This window comes from Chitinophaga sp. OAE865 (assembly GCF_040546735.1).
Classification (GTDB): Bacteria; Bacteroidota; Bacteroidia; order Chitinophagales; family Chitinophagaceae; genus Chitinophaga; species Chitinophaga polysaccharea_A.
Genome location: NZ_JBEPOF010000001.1, coordinates 3,024,934 through 3,044,777, shown reverse-complemented (window position 1 = coordinate 3,044,777; position 19,844 = coordinate 3,024,934). Strand labels below are relative to the sequence as shown.

Genomic DNA, 19,844 nt, shown 5'->3' with positions numbered 1-19,844 from the left:
TGCTTAAAACCCTTAACTAGTCACAGCTACAATTAAATCCGCCTTCATTAATAAGGAATACTTAAAACCAACACACCTTCTAACCAGAGCACAATTAAAAATCTTTACCGGCAACGAATCATTAACACCTTTCTTCATCTATTATGTACCAAACAGTACAAAACAATTACTGGGATTATGCAAAAAATTAACCGTTACACTTCCCTGCTCTTTGCAATAGCGGGTGGACTCGCTGTTGCCAATGTATATTATGCACAGCCCCTGCTTAACAGGATGGGAAACGACCTGGATATTCCTTCCCGCTCATTAGGCATTATAATTACCGTTACGCAAACAGGCTACGCCCTCGGGTTGCTGCTGCTGTTGCCATTGGGCGATTTATTCAACCGCCGCAAACTGATAGCCGTTCAGCTGCTGCTGGCTGCAGCAGCATTGATCACCGTTGGCTGGGCGCCCGCTAAACTACTTTTCCTGGGTGGCATTGCAACAGTAGGATTGCTGGCCGTAGTTACGCAAACACTGGTGGCCTATGCCGCTACACTGGCTGCCCCCGAAGAGCGTGGCCGCGTAGTGGGCCTCGTTACCAGCGGCGTGGTGCTGGGTATCCTGCTGGCACGAACGGTATCCGGCGCCCTTGCAGATATAGCCGGGTGGCGGGCGGTATACTTTCTTTCTGCAACCCTTATGTTACTTACCGCCGGCGCCTTATACAGGGCATTACCTGTTAACGACCCGCAAAAAGCCAGCGCCACTTATCCCCAACTTCTCGTTTCAGTTTTCCGCCTATTCCTGGAAGAGCCTTTATTACGGGTACGCGCCATTATTGCCTTCTTTATTTTCGCTGCTTTCAGCGTGTTATGGTCATCGCTGGTATTGCCACTTAGCGCACCGCCCTATTCCTTTTCCTCTTCTGTAACAGGTATGTTCGGATTAATTGGCGTGGCAGGCGCATTGGGCGCGGCCCGTGCGGGCAGGCTGGCCGACCGGGGCCATGGCCAGCGGACCACAGGCGCAGCGCTGGCATTACTGCTGGTTTCCTGGCTGCCGCTGGGATTTGCGCCCCATTCACTGACTGCACTTATTGCCGGTATCATCCTGCTGGATCTGGCCATCCAGGCAGTGCATGTCACCAACCAAAGTATGCTTTATAATATCCGGCCCGAATCCAGGAACCGCATAGTGGCGGGGTATATGCTGTTCTATTCCATTGGCAGCGGCTTCGGCAGCATTGCCGCTACCACGGTGTATGCCTATGCCGGGTGGACGGCCGTATGCCTGCTGGGCGGCACACTCAGCGCCACCGGGCTACTTTTCTGGGCCACTACCCTCCCCCGGAAGATACACGCACAAAAAAGCAATACCTTTACTTTACAACACCAAAAATAACCGTCATGCCGCATATACCCATTTACCAGGTAGATGCTTTCACACATGAGCTGTTTGGCGGAAACCCGGCAGCAGTATGTATCCTGGAAGCATGGCTGCCAACAGGAACACTCCAGAAGATCGCAGCGGAAAACTTCCTGCCGGAAACGGCCTTCTTTATTCCCTCCGGCAGGCAGGGGCACTATGAGCTCCGCTGGTTCACGCCGGAAATAGAAATGGACCTCTGCGGGCACGCCACCCTGGCCAGTGCACACGTGCTGTTCAATCACCTGGGATGGGACATGCACCAGATCACCTTCCATACACAAAGCGGCCCCCTTGTGGTTTCCAAAAACAATGACCTGCTCACTCTTGATTTTCCATCAAGACCAGCAGTGCCTTCTACCCTGCCAACAGAAATCCTTAAAGGAATTGGCGTATATCCCATGGAAGTACTAAAGGCCAGGGATTATATCCTGGTATATCACGACGAGGATATTGTACGCAACCTTCAACCAGATAAAGCCATACTCGACCAGATCAACCTGGACCCGGGCGGCATCATTGTAACTGCCAAAGGAAAACACGTAGACTTTGTATCACGGTTCTTTACCCCCCAAGCCAGCATCTTTGAAGACCCGGTAACCGGTTCGGCCCACTGTTCACTCATCCCATTCTGGAGCCGCCAGCTGGATAAGAAAGAAATGATTGCCCTTCAGGTATCAGCCAGAACAGGAAAGCTCTACTGCGTGGATGCCGGCAACCGTGTACTGATTGGAGGCACCTGCAAAACCTACCTGGAAGGAAATATTTTTGTACCTTAATTTCATGAGATATATACCTATACTGCTGGTATGCCTGCTGACAGCAAATTCCGGTAGCGCGCAATCCCTCCCGCAGATAGACAGCACCATAAAGGCTTTTATGGACCAGTATCATGTACCGGGTATGTCAGTTGCAGTAACCTACCACGGCAAACTGGTATATGCCCGCAGCTATGGTTATGCCGATACCGCACAACATATCGCTCTAACCCCGCAACACCTCTTCCGCATCGCCAGCGTATCGAAGTGTATAACAGCCACGGCTATATTAAAATTGGCAGAGGCAGGAAAGTTGTCGCTCAACGACCGGGTATTTGGCCCCAACGCCGTGCTCGGCACACGTTATGGAACGCCTCCCTACGCAGACAACCTGAAAAAGATCACCATACGGCAGTTACTGGAACATACTTCCGGCGGGTGGACCAACAACAACGCGGATCCGATGTTCAGCCATCCCCGCATGACTGCAGATGAACTGATCTCATGGACCATTGATCATCAGCCGTTGGACAATATTCCCGGAACAGTATACGCTTACTCCAATTTTGGTTACTGCATTCTCGGTCGCATCATTGAAAAAGTATCTGGTATGCCTTATGAGGACTATGTAAAAAAAGCAGTGCTGCGGCCCTGCGGCATTACTGATATGCAAACAGGCGGCAACACACCTGCTCAAAGAAAACCACGGGAAGTAGTGTACTATGGCCAGCATGGGGAACAACCCTATATCTACAACATTTCCCGCATGGATGCCCACGGAGGATGGATAGCCAGCGCCACAGATCTCGCCCGCCTGATGGTACATATAGACGGATTCCCGGCGCCGGCGGATATACTAAATACAAAATCCATTACCGCTATGACCACCGGTTCTGAAGCTAACCCCGGCTATGCCCTGGGATGGGCTGTAAATCCTTATCATAACTGGTGGCACTCCGGTTCCCTTCCCGGCACCGCCAGCGAAATAATACGCGCACACAAAGGATTCAATTGGGTAATGCTTTGCAATACCCGTACCGATGGCAGCTTCTTCAACGACCTGGACGGGTTACTGTGGAAGGCGGTAAACGACCCCAATACAAAATGGCCGGATACAGATCTATTTATACATAGGACCGATCATACGGTTATGAAAAATTAACTTACGGAGGGCAACCGGATCTATTTCTCCCTGTTGCGCATATACGATTTTTCCTCCCGGCTCTACCAATACAGTATAAGGCAAAGCACCCTGCCATTTGGGATCTACCGCCTCGATCAACTCATACTTATCTTTCCCGGTGAAGAGATAATTCTTCCCGGATGAATATTTCTTCTTTAAAAACTGTAACACTTTATCTTTCTTTTCAGGTTCATCTGCACTGATACTTACAAATTCAAAATCACGCTCACTGAATGTTTTAGCCAGGATAATAAATTCCGGGAACTCTGCCACACACGGCACGCACCAGGTGGCCCATATGTTGATAAGCCGCAGGTTAGAGGATGTATTTTTCAGCAGTTCCTTAATGCCGCTTACCGTTACAGTATCCAGGCTTACTGGCTCCTTTGCCCATGCCTGCATCGCCTTCTCCACGCTGCCGCTCTTATCTTTCCACTTCACCGAGCAACCAAAAACCTTCGTAACAGTCACCGGTACTTCACGTTGCTGTAACAACGCCTCAACTGCATTCCGCGCATCTGTTGACCCTGGCTTCTTTGCAGGATTTTCCATATCATCAATCCTCCCCTGGTAACGCAGCTTCCTGTCTTTATCAAAAATAAAAATATGCGGTGTAGCTGTGGGCCCATATGCGCGCGATACTGTTTCACTATCGCCATCATATAAATAAGGAAAATTAAACTGCTTGTCTTTTGCCCGCTGCTTCATGTCGTCAAAAGAATCTCCCAGGTCAGTATATCCCAGTTCATCATACCGCAACCCTTCTGCATTGTTAGGCATAATGGCCACCAGCCGCATGCCTTTCCCCGCATAGTCGGAAGTGAGCTGCTTGATCCTTTCTTCATACGCCTGAGCAGTGGGACAATGATTACAGGTAAACACCACTGCCAGCACTTTGGCATCTGCAAAAGACGATAGCGTATAATTTTTCCCATCAGTGGCGGGCAGATTAAAATCCGGCGCCGCTGCGCCTATAGGCAATTGCCGGGCTTGCAGCAATAGCGGCAGCAATACGAAACAGAGCATGCTGCTGATAAGAAAATTCTTCTCCATGTTAAATGGTTTATTTTTTCTTACGACCCACCCAAAGGATGGCATCTTCATACATTTTATTCTGTAACGAGTCCGTGAAAATCTTATCCCCATGCCCCATGTTTACATACAGCATATTGTATCTTTTATTGGTCCATACAACCGGGATATCGCCATAGGTCAGCAGATTCTTTTTTCCGAGCGGGTAATTGGCGGTATCTAAAGTTACTAAAACTTCCACATCCTTGTTTAACCGGGGACTGGGTTCCCATTGATACCATTCATTTGCCGGGCTCAGGTAATCGGCCGGGAGGTGTTTGGTAACGGGATGACTGGTAGGATCTACATGCAGCCTGGCAGGGAGTGGAGGCCAGTTGTTATTGATGAATACAGCGCCGCCAAGAAAGTTTACAAACCAGGGCCACTGCGTATATTTATCATTGTACCCTGCCACATGGAAGCCTATCCAGCCGCCGCCATGCTCCATATAACTGGTAAAAGCGGCCCTCTGTGCGGGCGTGGTCGGGAAAAAGTTCAGCCATATCACCACCTGGTATCTGCTCAGAACGGCCGTATTCATATTGTCCCAATTGGTAGTGGTATCAAATTGAAAATGTTTTTCAGCGGCCAGCTGCCTGAAATATATCACTGCATCATTGGCAAAATCAACATGATCGGGCTCTACCCCGGCATTGAAAAAGGCCAGCACCTTAAATTTTGCGGGCGTAGCGGCAACAGCTGTGGCGCCCGCCAGCAACAGCAGGAATAGTAACAATGGTTTTCTTTTCATTTCTTTTGTGTTTGGGTTCAGGGGCAGCAGTGGTTATTCGCCGGCTGCCCAGAATATAGCGTTCTCAAATAATTGCGTGTAGGCAGTGTTACCAAGTAAGGCGGGACCGTGCCCCATGAAAATATAAATATTCCTGGCCTTATAATGTTCATTGGTCCATACAACCGGGTGATCGCCCATTTTCTTATCAGAAGCAGGCACATAAGAACCTTCATCCACACTGGCCAGCACATGTACCTGCGGGCGCGGGCTTTTGTTGTAGGTATACCATTCTTCTTTATTAATTATAAAGGGAGATGTAATATTCCTCATTACAGGATGGTTCTTATCTTCCACGGTTACCGTTCCATCGGCAAAACCGGGGATATAGCCGGTAAAACGGATACCGCCCATAAAGTTGGAGAACCAGTTCCACATAGGGAAGCCGTCGAACTCGCCTAGCAGGGTGGCATGATGGAAACCAATCCAGCCACCACGCCCTTGGTTGATGTAATGTTCAAAAGCATCGGCTGCTGCCGGCTTCCAGCCATAAGGGGGATAATCGAGCTGGATGAAAAGCCGGAACTGTTTTAAATATGCTTCATTAATAGCATCGGTATTTGTGATATAGGTAAAACGGATATGTCTTTTTGCGGCCAGGCTATCCAGCCAGGCTTTGGCCGCTTTGGAAAATGCCAGGTGATGCCCACCGTTTTCATACAGCACCAAGGCCTCAAAAGCAGGCTTGCTACGGTTGGGATACAAGGCGGCGTTGATTTCATCCAGCAGGTATTCTTTTTCATCGGAGGCATATTCCCAGAACATCACGCCGCCCATTTTATGGGCGGTTACATAGTTGCATTTGTTTTGTACTGACCATTCATCATCATACGTGATAAACTCCCGCGTGGAAGGATTGAACAGGTAAGGCGCTTTGGCGCTTTCGTCGCGGTAGGCATGAAAACCGTTTTTATTTACGAGACTGTCTTTTGTAAACGTATAGCCTTTACCGAAAGACTGAGACAGGATCTTCCCTCCGAGCCCGGTGCCGGTACTGTCGGCCAGCTGGAAGCGACGTCCGTAAAAAGCAATCCCCATTACCAGTTTTTCCACCGGCACACCAGCGGCCACATAGGCTTTTACTGCCTTATCGCCTGATAATGCGCCAGGGTTATCTGCCGGCGTATAGAGATTTGTGTGATGCCCCGCCTTCTTATCTGAATAAAAATCGTAGGTCATAAGGTTTACATAATCCAGGTATTTGGCCGCCTTCCCCATTTCCGTTGTTTCCAGGAATGCTGCAAAACCGCCAACCGCTGTAGTAAGCAGCTTTTTCTGATGGGTTTCTTTCTCCAGTTTATCCAGCTCCCTGCGCAGTTCCATGAACATAAGCGTAAAATGCTGCTTGTCTTCCGGGCGGTAAACATTGCCTTCCTCACCGGGGCGGCCCGGATACTCCCAATCGATATCCACCCCATCCAGTTTGTAGGTACGGATGATATTCACTGCGCTTACTGCAAAGGCCCTGCGCGATGTATCCGTTAATACGGCATCGGAAAAATTTTCGCTCCATGCCCAGCCCCCGATGGAGATAAGGATCTTCAGCTCCGGGTTAATGGCTTTGAGTTCATTGATACGGCGCAGGTTTACCGTATCTGTTTTCTCATTGGTAAGCACGGCGCGGTTATGCTGCACATCCACAAATGCATAATTAATATGCGTGAGCTTACGGGGCGCAATCCTGTCTGTATTCACCAATCCCCTGAACCCGCCTACATAGCCGATGATCACCGGCTTCACCTGCGCTGCGGTATGTTGTTCAGACATCCGTGGCGCAGGGTTAGTAGCGTTAAGTAAAGCCGGGAGTAGTAGCATTAAAAAACTGATACCTCCTTTCTTTGGTGAGTGCAAATACTTCATCATATCTGTTGATTTGAATGTTTCAGATCTTTAATCGTAATTTCTTCTTTTCCAGGAAGCCCACCAGGATGATCAGTAGAAAGGCTACTGCAAACGAACGGATAATTCCGCCCGTACCGGCGTTAAACCAGTGGGGATAATGAAAATGAGTAAGCGTAAAAACAGCATACAGTAAATACGGCATCAGGTAGCAGGTAAGTGTACTGGTGCCCGCTGGTTTGATGATCCTGAACCAGTGGAATTTGCCTTTCACATCTACCAGGAAAATAAAAAGCTCAAACACCAGGATGGCAATGCCGCCGCAAATCAATACCCAGGCTGGTGTGGAACCTATCTTGGAAATACCGCCGGTGTACGGTCTTACAAGGAACCCCAGTACAATAGCACCTATCCCTGATAAAGACAGGTAAGCCCATACAGCGTTTATGCGTTGCTGTTGTAAAAGACGGCTGTATAAAGCGGAAATAAATGCACCGCCCATGATCAGGGTTACAGAAGACGCATCACCTATAACAGGTAAGTAGAAAGGCACCCAGTCTCCGTGCGTACCCAGGTTGATAGCCAGGAACAGCAACAGGGCAGCTGTTAGCCACATAAATCGCCCCCGGATGAGCAGGTAAACCGTGGCGCTTACCAGGTAAGCCCACCCGATGATGCCAAGGATACCGCCCCACGACTGCTGCATACCATGCGGATGATCCGGGTCCCCGCCTTTATAGAGATATGCCATTAATACCAGTAATATAATGCCGCCGCCGGAGAACATGTACCGCAACGTTTTTGACAGGGAAACCGGGTAATCCAGCCAGATAAGGAAAAAAGCCAGCGTAATGAGGATCTCCCAAACAGCATAAGGCAGCAAAGCAGCACTGCTGTAACTTTCCAGGTTCACATGAAAAAAACCCATTACAATCAGCGCCAGCGACCTTAATATAATATGCGTTTCAATTTTAATAAAGGATTGCTGCTGCTGAATACGGTGACCAATAGCATACGGAATGGAAAGCCCCACAATAAAAAGAAAGGTGGGAAACACGATGTCTGCAAATCCCAGCCCGTCTTCATCGCCGCGCACATGTTCTATCCAGGCCGGGATATCATGTACGCCGCTTACATCATTTACAAAGATCATCAGTAACATCGTAATAGCGCGGAAGGCATCAATTGATAGTAATCTGTTGGATTTGGCTGACATAAAATTCGGGTTATGGATACAGGAAGATAAGATAACGGATCGTTGTTCCTGTGAAAACAAATATCCGGATTAATCTACTTAACCCCTACTTTTCCGCCTAAACATTGCCTCTACCAGTATTGAAAATCAATTGATCCCGGCCGGTTAGCACCACTACATTACCACTACAGCGAAAATTTTCATGGAAAAAACCTATTTTGTTTTTGTCTATGTACAGAGTCCTGATATTCCTTTTACTACTTACCGGCCTTCCTCAGCGTTCCGGGGCGCAGCATACTATCGGTCTCCCCGAAATCATTAATTACAACAGTAATGATTTTCATACCGGCGCCGGTATGAACTGTATCCGGCAGGGCAATAACGGCATTCTGTATATGGCTACCAACGATGGACTGCTTACCTTCAACGGCCGGTACTGGAAACTGCACCGTTTACCCAATAAGGCCGCAGTAAGATCCCTTGCGCTTGACAGCAGCGGCAGGATCTATGCAGGCGGTCATGATGAAATCGGTTACTTTTTCCCCTCCAGCGATGGCAACCTGGTCTATCATTCCCTGAAACACCTGGTTCCTCCCGTTGGTCACCAGTTTGCTGATATCTGGGATATTATTATTTCGGGAGATGTAGTGTATTTCAGAACCGTTGAAAGCATCTTTGAGCTTAAAAAAAACAGGATCACTTTCTTTGATGCACCGGGCGGATGGCTGATGATGGCATGGGCCAACGGGTTGTTATATACTACCGACCGGAGCATGGGATTGCTTATCCTGCAAAACGGGAAATGGGAACCGGCCTGTCTTAACGTACCCACCACTGGTTTGCGGATCAGCAGCATTACGCCTTACCACGGCGATACCCTGCTGGTAACCTCTCTTACCAATGGCCTGTTCCTCTTGCACAATAAGATCCTTGCCCCGTATAAAACCGGTATTGATCCTCTCCTCCTCAACGACCGTGTTAACTGTGCCGTGAAAATTGCGGATAATCAATATGCCATCGGCACTACCGGTAACGGCCTGTTTATCATCGACGGCCAGGGCCGTCTTTTCAGGCATTTCTCCCGCAGTGAGGGACTGCAGCACAATAATATCCGCAGCCTCCTCTCTGACAAGGACCATAACCTTTGGCTGGCGCTTGAAAACGGGATCGACCTGGTGAATTACAGCAGCCCCCTGCACCATATCTATCCCGACCGGAACAGCCAGGTATCCGGCAGCGCCATCACTGTTTTTAACCATCAGCTGTATGTAGGCACCTCCAATGGCCTCTTTGCGCTTCCCCTGGATCCACAGGAAAAAGATCTCAGCGCCAACAGCGGCACTTTCACCGAAATAAAAAACACCAGGGGACAGGTATGGAGCCTGCAGGAAGTAAACCAACAACTGCTCATGGGGCACCAGGACGGCGCCTTTATGATAAGCAACGGCAGCGCCATCCAGCTGTCCGGCAACCAGGGCATCTGGTCGTTCCTGCCGCTGCAGCCCGATGCGCGCCTTGAGCAACTGGTGCTGGCCGGCGCCTATACAGGTTTGCTGTTGCTGAATTATACCAAAAACCCGCAACCGGAAAATATAGTAAAACTGGATAGCCTTTATGAATCTATGCGCTTCCTGGCCGCCGATCATAACATCATCTGGGGCTCGCACCCATACAGGGGCGTATTCCGGATGGAGTTGTCCGCCGACAAAAAAACCGTAATACGTAAAACCATTTTTACACAAAAGGACGGTTTACCTGCCGGCACCAACAACTTTGTGTACCGGGTGAAGAACCGTATTGCTATAGCCACCGAAAAAGGCGTGTACGAATACAACAACGCCACTGGCAGGATGCAGCCATCTGCCTATTTTAAACCTTTTTTTAAAGAGATGCCTGTAAGGTATCTCACAGAGGATAAAGAAGGTAACATCTGGTTTGTAAGTAACCAGCTCACCGGCGTAGTGGATTTCAACCATCCTGCCGACAGCAGCTATTTTTCCATCACCTGGTTTCCCGGGCTGCCGGCCCAGGCAGGCACCAGTCCCGGTTATATCTATCCCTATGATAAAGAAAATATTTTTATCTGCTCCGGTAAAGGCGTTTATCATATCAACTACAGGGAATATATGAATGCCGGCACCCACCTGGGCGTATTGCTCAGCAGCGTGACCGCCTTTTCTCCGAAAGACAGCCTGATATTTGGCGGATACATTGTTCCCCCTGCAGGGCAACGTCCGCTGGTACGCCTGCCGGAAAAATGGAACTCGTTCCACTTTGAGTACGCCGCCAATGTATACCCGCAGAAAAACAACATTGAATTCAGCTGCAAGCTCAGTGGACTGGACCGGGAATGGTCCGACTGGTCGCCGCGCACAGAAAAGGACTATACCAATCTTTCTTACGGCACCTATACTTTTTCCGTAAGGGCCCGCAATAATACCGGCAACATCTCCGGAACGGTGAGCTATACTTTTGAAGTATTACCAGCCTGGTATCAAACAGGGTGGGCATATGCAGGCTACCTGCTGGCAGCCGCTGCGCTCCTCCTGTGGCTATTCCGGCAACATAGGAAACGCCTGCAGCACCTGGAAGCTCAGCATGAGGCCGCGCAAAAACAACTCCACTACCTCCACCAGCTGGAGCTTTATAAAAATGAGAAAGAGCTTATCACCCTTCAACATGATAAACTGGCATCCGAGGTAAACCTGAAGAATAAGGAGCTGGCCACCATTACTATGCATATGGTGAACCGCGGCAAGCTGGTGGCGCGCATTCGCGAGGAGTTGCTGCTGTTGCTGAAAAAAAATACCTTACCCGGCGCCGCAGGCGATTTCAAACCGGTTATGCGGCTGTTGGAAGACGCGGAGAAAGGCGACAGCGACTGGGAACAATTTGCTGCGCATTTTGATGAAGTACACCATAATTTTCTCAGCATCATAAAAAAGAAATATCCGGCTCTCTCATCCACAGATCTGAAGCTGTGCGCCTACCTAAAACTGAATTTAAGCTCCAAGGAAATTGCGCAGCTCATGAATATCTCTGTAAAAGGCGTAGAGATCAGCCGGTACCGGCTCCGCAAAAAATTACAACTGGAAACCACCGTAAATCTCTTTGATTTTCTTTTAAAAGTAACAGAATAGATCTTTTCCTGAAATTAATAGCGTTAACTGGCTATTAATTACTGCAATTAATGCTTTGTTAACGCTCCTGTTAGGCCTTCCCGCTTTACTTGCACCTTGTTCCGGCACTGATGCCGGTACACAACTAAGGTGAATGCAAAACCTTTGGGGAATCCGGGCAAGCCGGGTTCTCCTCTTTTTAGCAACCGTTTCCACGTTAATAACAAACAGTATACATATGAAGCGTATTTTAACAGCTTTTCTCTCCCTGCTGAGCATAACCGCCCTGGCTCAATTGAAACACAGCAGGGAATCGCAGTACCCTACTTATCATGGCCTGGTGATGGCCGGTTACCAGGGATGGTTCCGGGCCGAAGGCGATGGCTCCGGCGCACGCCGCTTTTCCTATGGCGATGAAACCCGCAGTGGTATAGATATGTGGCCGGATGTGAGCGAGTATGAAAAAACATATGCCACTCCTTTCAGGCTGGCCAACGGGCAAGCTGCACGTTTCTTCAGCTCTTACGATAAAAGCACCGTGGATATTCATTTTAAATGGATGCAGCAATATGGGGTAGACGGCGTATTCATGCAACGTTTTTTTAATAATGCCAAACACCGCGACAGCATCTCTTCCGTTATCCTGAAAAATGCCTTCGCTGCCGCTTCAAAATACAAAAGAGCTATTGCCGTAATGTATGATCTTTCCGGGTTAAGCGCCCATGGGGAAGACTGTTCCGCTATTATTGAAGACTGGAAGTACCTGGTGGATCAGCTGAAGGTAACCAATCAGCCGGGCGCTAAAACTTACCTGCAGCAAAACGGTAAACCGGTGGTAGCCATCTGGGGTATTGGTTTTCCCGATCGCCCTTATAACCTCCGCAATATCGGCCTGGAACGGCTCATCGATTTCCTGAAAAATGACCCGGTGTACGGCGGTTGCGCCATTATGCTGGGTGTGCCTACTGCATGGCGCAACCTGAACGCGGATTGTTTGCCGGACCCTTACCTGCATACCATCATCAAACAGGCGGATATAGTGTTGCCATGGACGGTGCAACGCTACTCCCCGCTGCTGCATAACGATATGGACCGGTTCCGTGATAACCTTATCGATGACCTGGCCTGGTGCCGCGCCAATCATATCGAATATGTGCCCTGTGTATATCCCGGCTTCAGCTGGCATAACTTAAGCCGCTATGAATTCCCGGACGATGTGAAACCCGTAGGCTCCATCCCCCGTCAGGGCGGGCGCTTTTACTGGCAGCAGATTTCCACTGCCTTAACAGCCGGCGCCACCATGTTGTATGTAGCTATGTTTGATGAAGTGAATGAAGCCACGGCCATCTTTAAAGCAAGTGACCAGCCGCCGGTGAGCAGCACCACCCCATTTATAAATTTAGACGGTAAACCATCAGATCATTACCTGTGGCTAACCGGGGAAGCAGCAAAGATGCTGCGCAATGAAAAACCACTGACCACGAAAATGCCGGAAAGAAAATAATATTACGAGGTAATAAAAACAACGTCCCGGTAGCCAATGGTTACCGGGACGTTGTTTTTTCATTACTTTTTATCTTACAAAAAAGTATAAAACATACTTGTTGTAATGCCTGCGTTGGCCGGGGCTTTTTTCTTGGTCAGCAGGTAAGCACCACTGAAATAGGAAACAATGCCCGCAGCCATAAAGATCAGCACCATCCATATTAGCCTGCGCCGGTTCTCTTTACGCCTCATATTTCTGTCCAGCACCAACTGCTCCACTTCCAGCCATCTTCTGCCAGGATCCCCGCTGGTATAGTGTTCCGTTAGCCGGCCCTTGCTCATCAGGTGCCGGTACATGGCCGCTACTGATTTTGCATTGGGTATATTATCCATCAATGCGCACAATTCCCTTGTATCATCATCTGTCGCTTTCCGCCCGGAAACAGCCGGTTGGGGTATCTTCCTCGGCAGTAGCCTATCTGTCATCATTTTGAAATAACTACTCATAGAATGCCCATATGATAAGGTATGATATCGGTAATGTATTTACGATACACAGGGCCTGTACAGTTTTCATATAACGCAAAAATGACGAAAAACCGGACCGGGGATGTTTCTCCCCAAAATCCTCCTGATACGCATTCCATCATATGGAAGCCTACTCACAGGGCCTTTGAAAGCAGGCCACCGCTGCCATCCGGAACACCTGTCTTCACTACAGAATTCCTTTAGGAATTATACCTACTTTTAGCGCATGAAAGTGCTGATTATAGAAGATGAGCCTGCGCTCAGGGCCAGCATACAGGATTACCTGGAACGCCAGGGATATATTTGCGAGCTGGCGGCGGATTTCCCGCAGGCCATTGACAAAGTCAATGAATTTGATTACGATTGTATAGTGGCAGATATAGGTCTTCCCAGGGGCAACGGCCTGGATATAGTAAAAGAGTTGAAGTTACTGGAATCCAACGCGGGCGTTATCATTATTTCTGCCAGGGATTCCCTGGAAGATAAGCTCAGCGGGCTTGAGCTTGGAGCCGACGACTACCTCACCAAACCCTTCCACCTGTCGGAGCTCAATGCCCGGGTAAATGCTATTTTACGCCGTAAAAACTTCGACGGCAATACCACGGTCACTTTTCATGAAATCACTATCAGGCCCGCCTCCAAAACGGTGCTGGTACACAACCAATCCATTACCCTCACTGGAAAAGAGTACCAATTGTTACTGTATTTCATTGCCAACCAGCACCGGGTTGTTACCAAATCGGCGCTGGCAGGGCATCTGTGGGGCGATGAATACGACCAGGCCGGCTCTTACGATTTCATTTATACCCACATTAAAAACCTGCGGAAAAAAATGCTGGAAGCCGGTGGGGAAGATTATATCAAAACAGTGTATGGAACCGGTTACCGTTTTGGGTAACACTATTAAAAACAGATTGTGTACATGAAACTGCTAACTAAAACAACACTGTATTTTCTGCTGATCATGCTACCTGTTTTTACAGCAGGCGCCTTTTACCTGTATTCAAAATTCAACAAAGAGATAAAACATGAAACAGATGAAGAACTTGTGAACGACAAGCTGCAGTGGATGCGCTATCTCGATACAGCCCGTGTGGATAACCCCATTTTCCGTATCAATACACCGGAATTCATCCTGCGCCCTACGGAAAATGCTGCACAAAGCAAACATCAGTTGAAAAGTGTAGACATTTACCAGGAACCGGAAAACACCTACGCTCCTTTCCGGCAGCTTACACAGGTGATCCATGTAAATGATAAAAATTATGAACTGGTACTGCGTAAATCGATCATTGAAAAAGATGACCTGGTAAATAACATCATTCATGTAATGCTGGCAGCATTTGGGGGCCTGCTGTTATTTGTGCTGCTTTCCAACTGGCTCATCAGCAAAAGTGTATGGAAACCGTTTTACCAGTCGCTCGGCAAAATACAAAAGCTGCAGCTGAACAAACTTGAAACCATTGTTTTTGAGCGCACCACCACCCATGAATTTAACCAGCTGAATGCTGCTTTGGGCAGCATGACCACCCGCATTCACAGCGATTATACCAGTATGAAGGAATTAACGGAAGATGCGGCCCATGAAATGCAAACGCCCCTCGCCATCGCACAAAGCAAACTGGAATTATTGCTACAGGATGATACGCTTTCTGAAACACAACAGAACAGTATCCTTGCCAGCTATGAAGAACTGCAACGCCTGTCGCGCCTCAATCACAACCTCCTGCTGCTGGCTAAAATAGAAAACCAGCAATACCCCGTAACAGCACAACCGGATCTTTGCGCGGTTGTTGAAAAATACCTGCAGCTTTTTGAAGAGCTGATTAAAGAAAAAGAACTGCAGATCCGCAAAGAAATGGCTGCCACATCCCCCTGGCCTTTGCACCCTGCCCTCGCCGATATACTGGTCAGTAACCTGTTGGGGAACGCCATTAAATACAATTATACGCAGGGCAATATTACCATCCGCATTACAACGGATACATTTACCGTTTCCAACACCAGCCAACTGCCTGAAATACCCGGCAACGTTCTATTCCAGCGGTTTAAAAAGCATAACAGCAACTACACTAACTCCAACGGGCTTGGACTGGCTATCATCAAAAAAATGGCCGACTCCTATGGCTTCAGTGTTGACTACGCTTATATGAATGGAGAGCACACTTTCCGGGTTACGCGGAGTTTGTCTGACTCAGGATTAAACTGATTACGCTGATTACGCTGATTGGATTTTGTATGATTTTAAAAGATTTGGGAAGATTTAAGCGATAAATTCCGCTTAAATCTCCCCAAATCAGTTTAAATCCAAAGTGATCAAATCAGCGTAATCAGTTTAATCCTGAGTCAGACAAACTCCGCGCTCACGATCAGATTTGCTCCAGATTCGATGTTTTTATTTGTGCTATGAACAAGCATATAAAATACATGGTACCGGCAATTCTCCTCAGCGCAACCGGCACAATGAATGCACAAAATCGTGTGCCCGTTCCCGTTAAGGATACCATCAGCAGGGTGTCGGATCTGGGGGAAGTAGTTATTTCCTCTACACGGAATAACAGCCACATTGAAGACCTGCCCATGAAAGTAGAAGTACTGGGAAAAGAAGACATGATAGAAGAAAGCGGTATCAAACCAGGGAATGTAGCCAGCATCCTGGGCGACCTTTCAGTGATCCATATTCAGAACACCTCGGCCGTGAGTGGCAACAACGCCATCCGCATGCAGGGGCTTGATGGGAAATATACCCAGCTGCTGCGCGACGGAATGCCTGTATACGAGGGGCTCAGCGGGAATTTCGGGGTTTTATCCATCCCGCCGCTGGACCTCAAACAAATAGAAATAATCAAGGGATCTGTTTCCACACTCTACGGTGGTGGCGCTATTGCCGGCATCATCAACTTTATTGCCAAAACACCGGGAGATAAACCGGAACTAACAATGCTGGTTAATCGTAGTACATTAAAGGAAACCAACGTCAATGCTTACTACGCAGAAAAATACGGGAAAAACAGGTCTTACCCTGTTTGCCGGCGTTACCACGCAAAACGCTACCGATGTAAATAAAGACGGGTTCAGTGATGTGCCACGCCTGCGGCAATACCTGCTCCACCCTCGTTTTTTCTGGTACCTGAGCCCACAAACCACCCTCGTGGCAGGATATACCGGTACTGTTGAAAAACGTGAAGGCGGCGACATGCAGGTACTCGACCATTCCCCTACCGATGTACACCGGTATACAGAGATCAACAACAACGAAAGACATAGTATAGACCTCCAGTTCACCCGCAAGGAGCTGGGTGGCGGCACCCTGTCAGTAAAAGGCGTGGGCAGCTTTTACCACCTGCAGAACAATGTGGAAACCTTTGCCCTGCTGGGCAACCAGGCCAGCACCTACGGAGAGGTTTCCTATCACAAAACAAGCGGCCGGCACGACTGGGTAGCCGGCATCAACAATACCGGCGAAATATACCACCGGGCCAAAGGCGACAGCACCCTGCTGGGCAATTACCAGTACAACACCACCGGCCTTTTTGTACAGGACGGATTCCGGATCACCGACCAACTGATGGCAGAAGCGGGGCTCCGCACCGACTATCATAATAAATTCGGATGGTACGTTTTACCAAGGCTGGCTTTTGTATATAAACCGGTAGAAGACCTTTCCATCCGCCTCAGCGGAGGTACAGGCTATAAATCCCCGGCTGTTTTTACCGCACAAACGCAAACCCTGGGTTATCGCTACCTGCTGCCCCTCAGCGCCGGTATAAGATCTGAAAAAAGCCAGGGTATCAACTTCGACGGGAATTACCATACCAGTATAGGCCAGGTAGATATGACCCTGAACCAGGCATTCTATTATACCCACATTAAAGACCCCATCCTGCCAGTGCTGCAAACCGGTGGCCAGGGCATGTACCTGTTGCAGAATATGCCTTATGCCGTAAACAGCCTGGGTACGGATACTTACCTCCGCTTTGCCCTTGATCACCTGGAGCTTTACCTGGGATATAACCATACTGTATCGCGGTACAATAACACCGCCCGTACCAATATTGCCTTTGCACCACAGGATAAGTTTGCCAGCACCCTTGCATACGATATCGAGGGCAAATGGCGCTTTGGGATTGAAAACAGCTGGATAGGCCACCAATACGACGATAACAACCAGGCAACTCCCAACTACTGGTTCTGGGCAGCCATGATCTCCCGGCAGTTCGGGGAACACGTTACCCTGGTACTGAACGGGGAAAATCTTTTCGATGCCAGGCAGGGCAAAAACGCCCCCTTGTTTACCGGCACCGTCACACACCCGGAGTTTGCAGCACTGTGGGGGCCTGTAGATGGAAGAATCATGAATATGTCATTGAAAGTTAATTTTTAGTTAAATCTATACGGAACAGTGTACCTTCGCGGTCTTTAATTTCTATACACCATGAATTCTGTAAAAAACAGGTACGCCGTACTGTTTGGCTTTGGTACCGTACTCCTGATCCTGTCATTCCTCGTTAGAACTGCATTGCTCATATGGGCTTTTCCTCAATCCGGGCTTCACTTGTCCCATTTACCGGTCATATACGGCAAAGGACTTATTTACGACATCGGGGTCGCCTTATTTTTTACCATTGGGTATGCCCTGTACTTATTGCTCTTACCCCAACGGCTGAACAATACCCTGTTTAACCGGCTATTCACCTATACCGGCTTTTTCCTGGCAATGGTGATCCTGGTATTTTCCTTTTTTGCAGAATTTACTTTCTGGGGAGAATATGCAGGTCGCTTCGACTTCATTGCAGTTGATTATCTCATTTACACCTATGAGGTGATCAGCAATATAAACCAGTCGTACCCCCTGCCACTGCTGATAGGCGGCGTATTATTATTCACTGCGCTCATTACCTGGGTGCTGATCCGCCGGGGCACTTTCCGCAACAGCTTCCAGTCCAACACGCCTTTCCTGAAACGCCTGTTCACCTTCGCCGTATTAATGGGGTTAATGCTGCTGCACATCTTCTTTATCAATAATACCTGGGCCGAAAAAAGCAAGAACCGGTATGCGCAGGAGCTCTCCAAGGCAGGCGTTTATTCTTTTGTATCGGCCTACCTGAATAATGAACTGGCTTACGATAAATATTACCTGCTGGAAGATGATAACAGCGCTTTCAGCCGGTTACGCACACTATTGCAATCGCCAGACAGCCACTACCTTGCCAGTGGCAACAGCATTTACAGGAGTATAACGGATACGGCTACACGCGTTACGCCCAATGTGATCATGGTAACCATTGAAAGCTTCAGCGCCGATTTTATGGAACGCTTTGGCAACACCGGGCATATTACTCCTGTGCTGGACAGTATTGCCAAAGAAAGCATCCTGTTCACCAACATGTATGCCACCGGCACCCGTACCGTAAGAGGGATGGAAGCATTATCACTGGCCGTTCCGCCTACACCAGGACAAAGCATTGTTCGCCGGAAAAAGAATGAAAACCTTTTTTCTGTAGGCCAGCTTTTTGAAAAGGAAGGATACGAAAGTACTTTCTTTTATGGCGGCGACGGCTACTTTGATAACATGAACAAATACTTTGGCAACAACGGCTATGACATTACCGACCGGCTCCGTCATAAACTGGTGGATGATCATATTACCACTACCCGTACCAACATCCCCGACAGCGCAGTGCAGTTCGAAAATGCCTGGGGCGTGTGCGATGAGGATATTTACAACGCCGCTATCAGAAGCGCCGACCAGAAATATGCCGCCGGCAAACCGTTCTATGATTTTGTGATGACCACCTCCAACCACCGGCCATATACCTATCCTTCCGGCAAAATAGATATTCCCTCCGGCAGTGGCCGCGATGGTGCCGTGAAGTATACCGATTACGCCATCGGACAGTTCCTGAAAAAGATCCGCACCAAACCCTGGTTTAAAAATACTGTGATCATTTTCGTGGCCGACCACTGCGCCAGCAGCGCCGGTAAAAATGAAATAGAGATCAGCAAATATCATATCCCCTGTATCCTGTACAATGTTCCCGGCATAGCGCCACAGGAAATCAGCGTGATGTGCTCCCAGATAGATATCTATCCCACACTGCTGGGAATGCTGCACTGGAGCTACAACAGTAAATTTTATGGAGAAAATGTGCTCCTCCCCGGTTACAGGCCACGCGCCATGGTGAGCACCTATCAAAAGCTCGGCTACCTGGAACCAGGGAAACTGCTCATCCTGAGCCCACAGCAGAAAGCGCAGTGCTTCAGCTGGAACATGGAACGCAATGAGCAACGCGCCACTACGATGGACAGCAGTCTTCTCAAAAACAGCATCGCCAACTATCAAACCGCCTATTCACTGTTTAAGAACGGTGGCATGGGCAAATAATACTGTACCGGGAGCAGCCTCCGCTCCCGGTAACAATTCCCTGTTCGTTTTCTCCCGTTAATTCCCTAATTTTATTTCCCC

Annotated in this window: 15 protein-coding genes; 10 read left to right on the top strand and 5 right to left on the bottom strand. The window is 48.6% G+C overall.

Annotated features, from left to right (window positions below; all coding sequences use genetic code 11):
• The first annotated feature begins 177 nt into the window (after window positions 1-177).
• From ABIE50_RS12400 to ABIE50_RS12390, 3 genes are read left to right on the top strand one after another with little or no spacing between them, the layout of a single operon-like run.
• The gene (locus ABIE50_RS12400) at window positions 178-1,386 is read left to right on the top strand and encodes an MFS transporter (RefSeq protein WP_209861156.1); all 1,209 of its coding nucleotides are present in this window, start codon (window positions 178-180) and stop codon (window positions 1,384-1,386) included.
• 5 nt (window positions 1,387-1,391) lie between these two features.
• On the top strand, window positions 1,392-2,189 hold the full coding sequence (locus ABIE50_RS12395) for a PhzF family phenazine biosynthesis protein (RefSeq protein WP_209861158.1): 798 nt from the start codon (window positions 1,392-1,394) through the stop codon (window positions 2,187-2,189).
• A gap of 4 nt (window positions 2,190-2,193) precedes the next feature.
• Window positions 2,194-3,330, top strand: a complete 1,137-nt coding sequence (locus tag ABIE50_RS12390) for a serine hydrolase domain-containing protein (RefSeq protein WP_209861160.1) — start codon at window positions 2,194-2,196, stop codon at window positions 3,328-3,330.
• On the opposite strand, the gene ABIE50_RS12385 is transcribed toward ABIE50_RS12390, so the two are convergent.
• From ABIE50_RS12385 to ABIE50_RS12370, 4 genes are read right to left on the bottom strand one after another with little or no spacing between them, the layout of a single operon-like run.
• Window positions 3,289-4,404, bottom strand: coding sequence for a redoxin family protein (locus ABIE50_RS12385; RefSeq protein WP_209861162.1), 1,116 nt, complete (start codon window positions 4,402-4,404; stop codon window positions 3,289-3,291). The two genes, ABIE50_RS12390 and ABIE50_RS12385, sit on opposite strands and share 42 nt — an antisense overlap.
• A gap of 10 nt (window positions 4,405-4,414) precedes the next feature.
• A complete protein-coding gene (locus ABIE50_RS12380) occupies window positions 4,415-5,173 on the bottom strand; it encodes a ThuA domain-containing protein (protein ID WP_209861164.1) in 759 nt (252 codons plus the stop codon).
• A 33-nt stretch (window positions 5,174-5,206) separates the two neighbouring features.
• Window positions 5,207-7,075: a glycosyl hydrolase family 18 protein gene (locus tag ABIE50_RS12375; protein WP_209861166.1), complete on the bottom strand. Its 1,869-nt coding sequence runs from the start codon at window positions 7,073-7,075 to the stop codon at window positions 5,207-5,209.
• Window positions 7,076-7,094: 19 nt separating this feature from the next.
• Entirely contained in the window at window positions 7,095-8,267 is a 1,173-nt protein-coding gene (locus tag ABIE50_RS12370) for a DUF5009 domain-containing protein (RefSeq protein WP_209861168.1), read from the bottom strand.
• 209 nt (window positions 8,268-8,476) lie between these two features.
• Here ABIE50_RS12370 and ABIE50_RS12365 point away from each other — a divergent pair, with 209 nt between their 5' ends.
• Complete coding sequence (locus tag ABIE50_RS12365; protein WP_209861170.1) at window positions 8,477-11,386, top strand: two-component regulator propeller domain-containing protein; 2,910 nt, start codon at window positions 8,477-8,479, stop codon at window positions 11,384-11,386.
• A gap of 217 nt (window positions 11,387-11,603) precedes the next feature.
• Window positions 11,604-12,869, top strand: coding sequence for a glycoside hydrolase family 99 protein (locus ABIE50_RS12360; RefSeq protein WP_142682928.1), 1,266 nt, complete (start codon window positions 11,604-11,606; stop codon window positions 12,867-12,869).
• 74 nt (window positions 12,870-12,943) lie between these two features.
• Here the strand turns inward: ABIE50_RS12360 and ABIE50_RS12355 are convergent, their stop codons facing one another.
• Complete coding sequence (locus ABIE50_RS12355; RefSeq protein WP_209861172.1) at window positions 12,944-13,357, bottom strand: hypothetical protein; 414 nt, start codon at window positions 13,355-13,357, stop codon at window positions 12,944-12,946.
• Window positions 13,358-13,604: 247 nt separating this feature from the next.
• On the opposite strand from ABIE50_RS12355, the gene ABIE50_RS12350 reads away from it, so the two are divergent.
• The 5 genes from ABIE50_RS12350 (at window position 13,605) to ABIE50_RS12330 (ending at window position 19,763) form a co-directional block, all read left to right on the top strand.
• Window positions 13,605-14,276: a response regulator transcription factor gene (locus tag ABIE50_RS12350; protein WP_209861173.1), complete on the top strand. Its 672-nt coding sequence runs from the start codon at window positions 13,605-13,607 to the stop codon at window positions 14,274-14,276.
• Between the two features lie 24 nt (window positions 14,277-14,300).
• Complete coding sequence (gene porY / locus ABIE50_RS12345) at window positions 14,301-15,587, top strand: PorY family sensor histidine kinase (protein WP_209861175.1); 1,287 nt, start codon at window positions 14,301-14,303, stop codon at window positions 15,585-15,587.
• A gap of 197 nt (window positions 15,588-15,784) precedes the next feature.
• A complete protein-coding gene (locus tag ABIE50_RS12340) occupies window positions 15,785-16,444 on the top strand; it encodes a TonB-dependent receptor plug domain-containing protein (RefSeq protein ID WP_354027987.1) in 660 nt (219 codons plus the stop codon).
• Window positions 16,359-17,762: a TonB-dependent receptor plug domain-containing protein gene (locus ABIE50_RS12335; protein ID WP_354027986.1), complete on the top strand. Its 1,404-nt coding sequence runs from the start codon at window positions 16,359-16,361 to the stop codon at window positions 17,760-17,762. The genes ABIE50_RS12340 and ABIE50_RS12335 overlap by 86 nt, the downstream gene beginning before the upstream one ends.
• A 51-nt stretch (window positions 17,763-17,813) precedes the next feature.
• Window positions 17,814-19,763, top strand: a complete 1,950-nt coding sequence (locus ABIE50_RS12330) for an LTA synthase family protein (protein ID WP_209861180.1) — start codon at window positions 17,814-17,816, stop codon at window positions 19,761-19,763.
• Window positions 19,764-19,844: the final 81 nt, after the last annotated feature.

Bases quoted from the DNA above. Each gene is read 5' to 3' on its own strand.
- ABIE50_RS12380 (WP_209861164.1), bottom strand. From the start codon at position 5,173: ATGAAAAGAAAACCATTGTTACTATTCCTGCTGTTGCTGGCGGGCGCC.
- ABIE50_RS12370 (WP_209861168.1), bottom strand. From the start codon at position 8,267: ATGTCAGCCAAATCCAACAGATTACTATCAATTGATGCCTTCCGCGCT.
- ABIE50_RS12355 (WP_209861172.1), bottom strand. From the start codon at position 13,357: ATGAGTAGTTATTTCAAAATGATGACAGATAGGCTACTGCCGAGGAAG.
- porY (WP_209861175.1), top strand. From the start codon at position 14,301: ATGAAACTGCTAACTAAAACAACACTGTATTTTCTGCTGATCATGCTA.
- ABIE50_RS12330 (WP_209861180.1), top strand. From the start codon at position 17,814: ATGAATTCTGTAAAAAACAGGTACGCCGTACTGTTTGGCTTTGGTACC.
- ABIE50_RS12350 (WP_209861173.1), top strand. From the start codon at position 13,605: ATGAAAGTGCTGATTATAGAAGATGAGCCTGCGCTCAGGGCCAGCATA.
- ABIE50_RS12400 (WP_209861156.1), top strand. From the start codon at position 178: ATGCAAAAAATTAACCGTTACACTTCCCTGCTCTTTGCAATAGCGGGT.
- ABIE50_RS12390 (WP_209861160.1), top strand. From the start codon at position 2,194: ATGAGATATATACCTATACTGCTGGTATGCCTGCTGACAGCAAATTCC.
- ABIE50_RS12395 (WP_209861158.1), top strand. From the start codon at position 1,392: ATGCCGCATATACCCATTTACCAGGTAGATGCTTTCACACATGAGCTG.
- ABIE50_RS12360 (WP_142682928.1), top strand. From the start codon at position 11,604: ATGAAGCGTATTTTAACAGCTTTTCTCTCCCTGCTGAGCATAACCGCC.
- ABIE50_RS12365 (WP_209861170.1), top strand. From the start codon at position 8,477: ATGTACAGAGTCCTGATATTCCTTTTACTACTTACCGGCCTTCCTCAG.
- ABIE50_RS12340 (WP_354027987.1), top strand. From the start codon at position 15,785: ATGAACAAGCATATAAAATACATGGTACCGGCAATTCTCCTCAGCGCA.
- ABIE50_RS12375 (WP_209861166.1), bottom strand. From the start codon at position 7,075: ATGATGAAGTATTTGCACTCACCAAAGAAAGGAGGTATCAGTTTTTTA.
- ABIE50_RS12335 (WP_354027986.1), top strand. From the start codon at position 16,359: ATGCTTACTACGCAGAAAAATACGGGAAAAACAGGTCTTACCCTGTTT.
- ABIE50_RS12385 (WP_209861162.1), bottom strand. From the start codon at position 4,404: ATGGAGAAGAATTTTCTTATCAGCAGCATGCTCTGTTTCGTATTGCTG.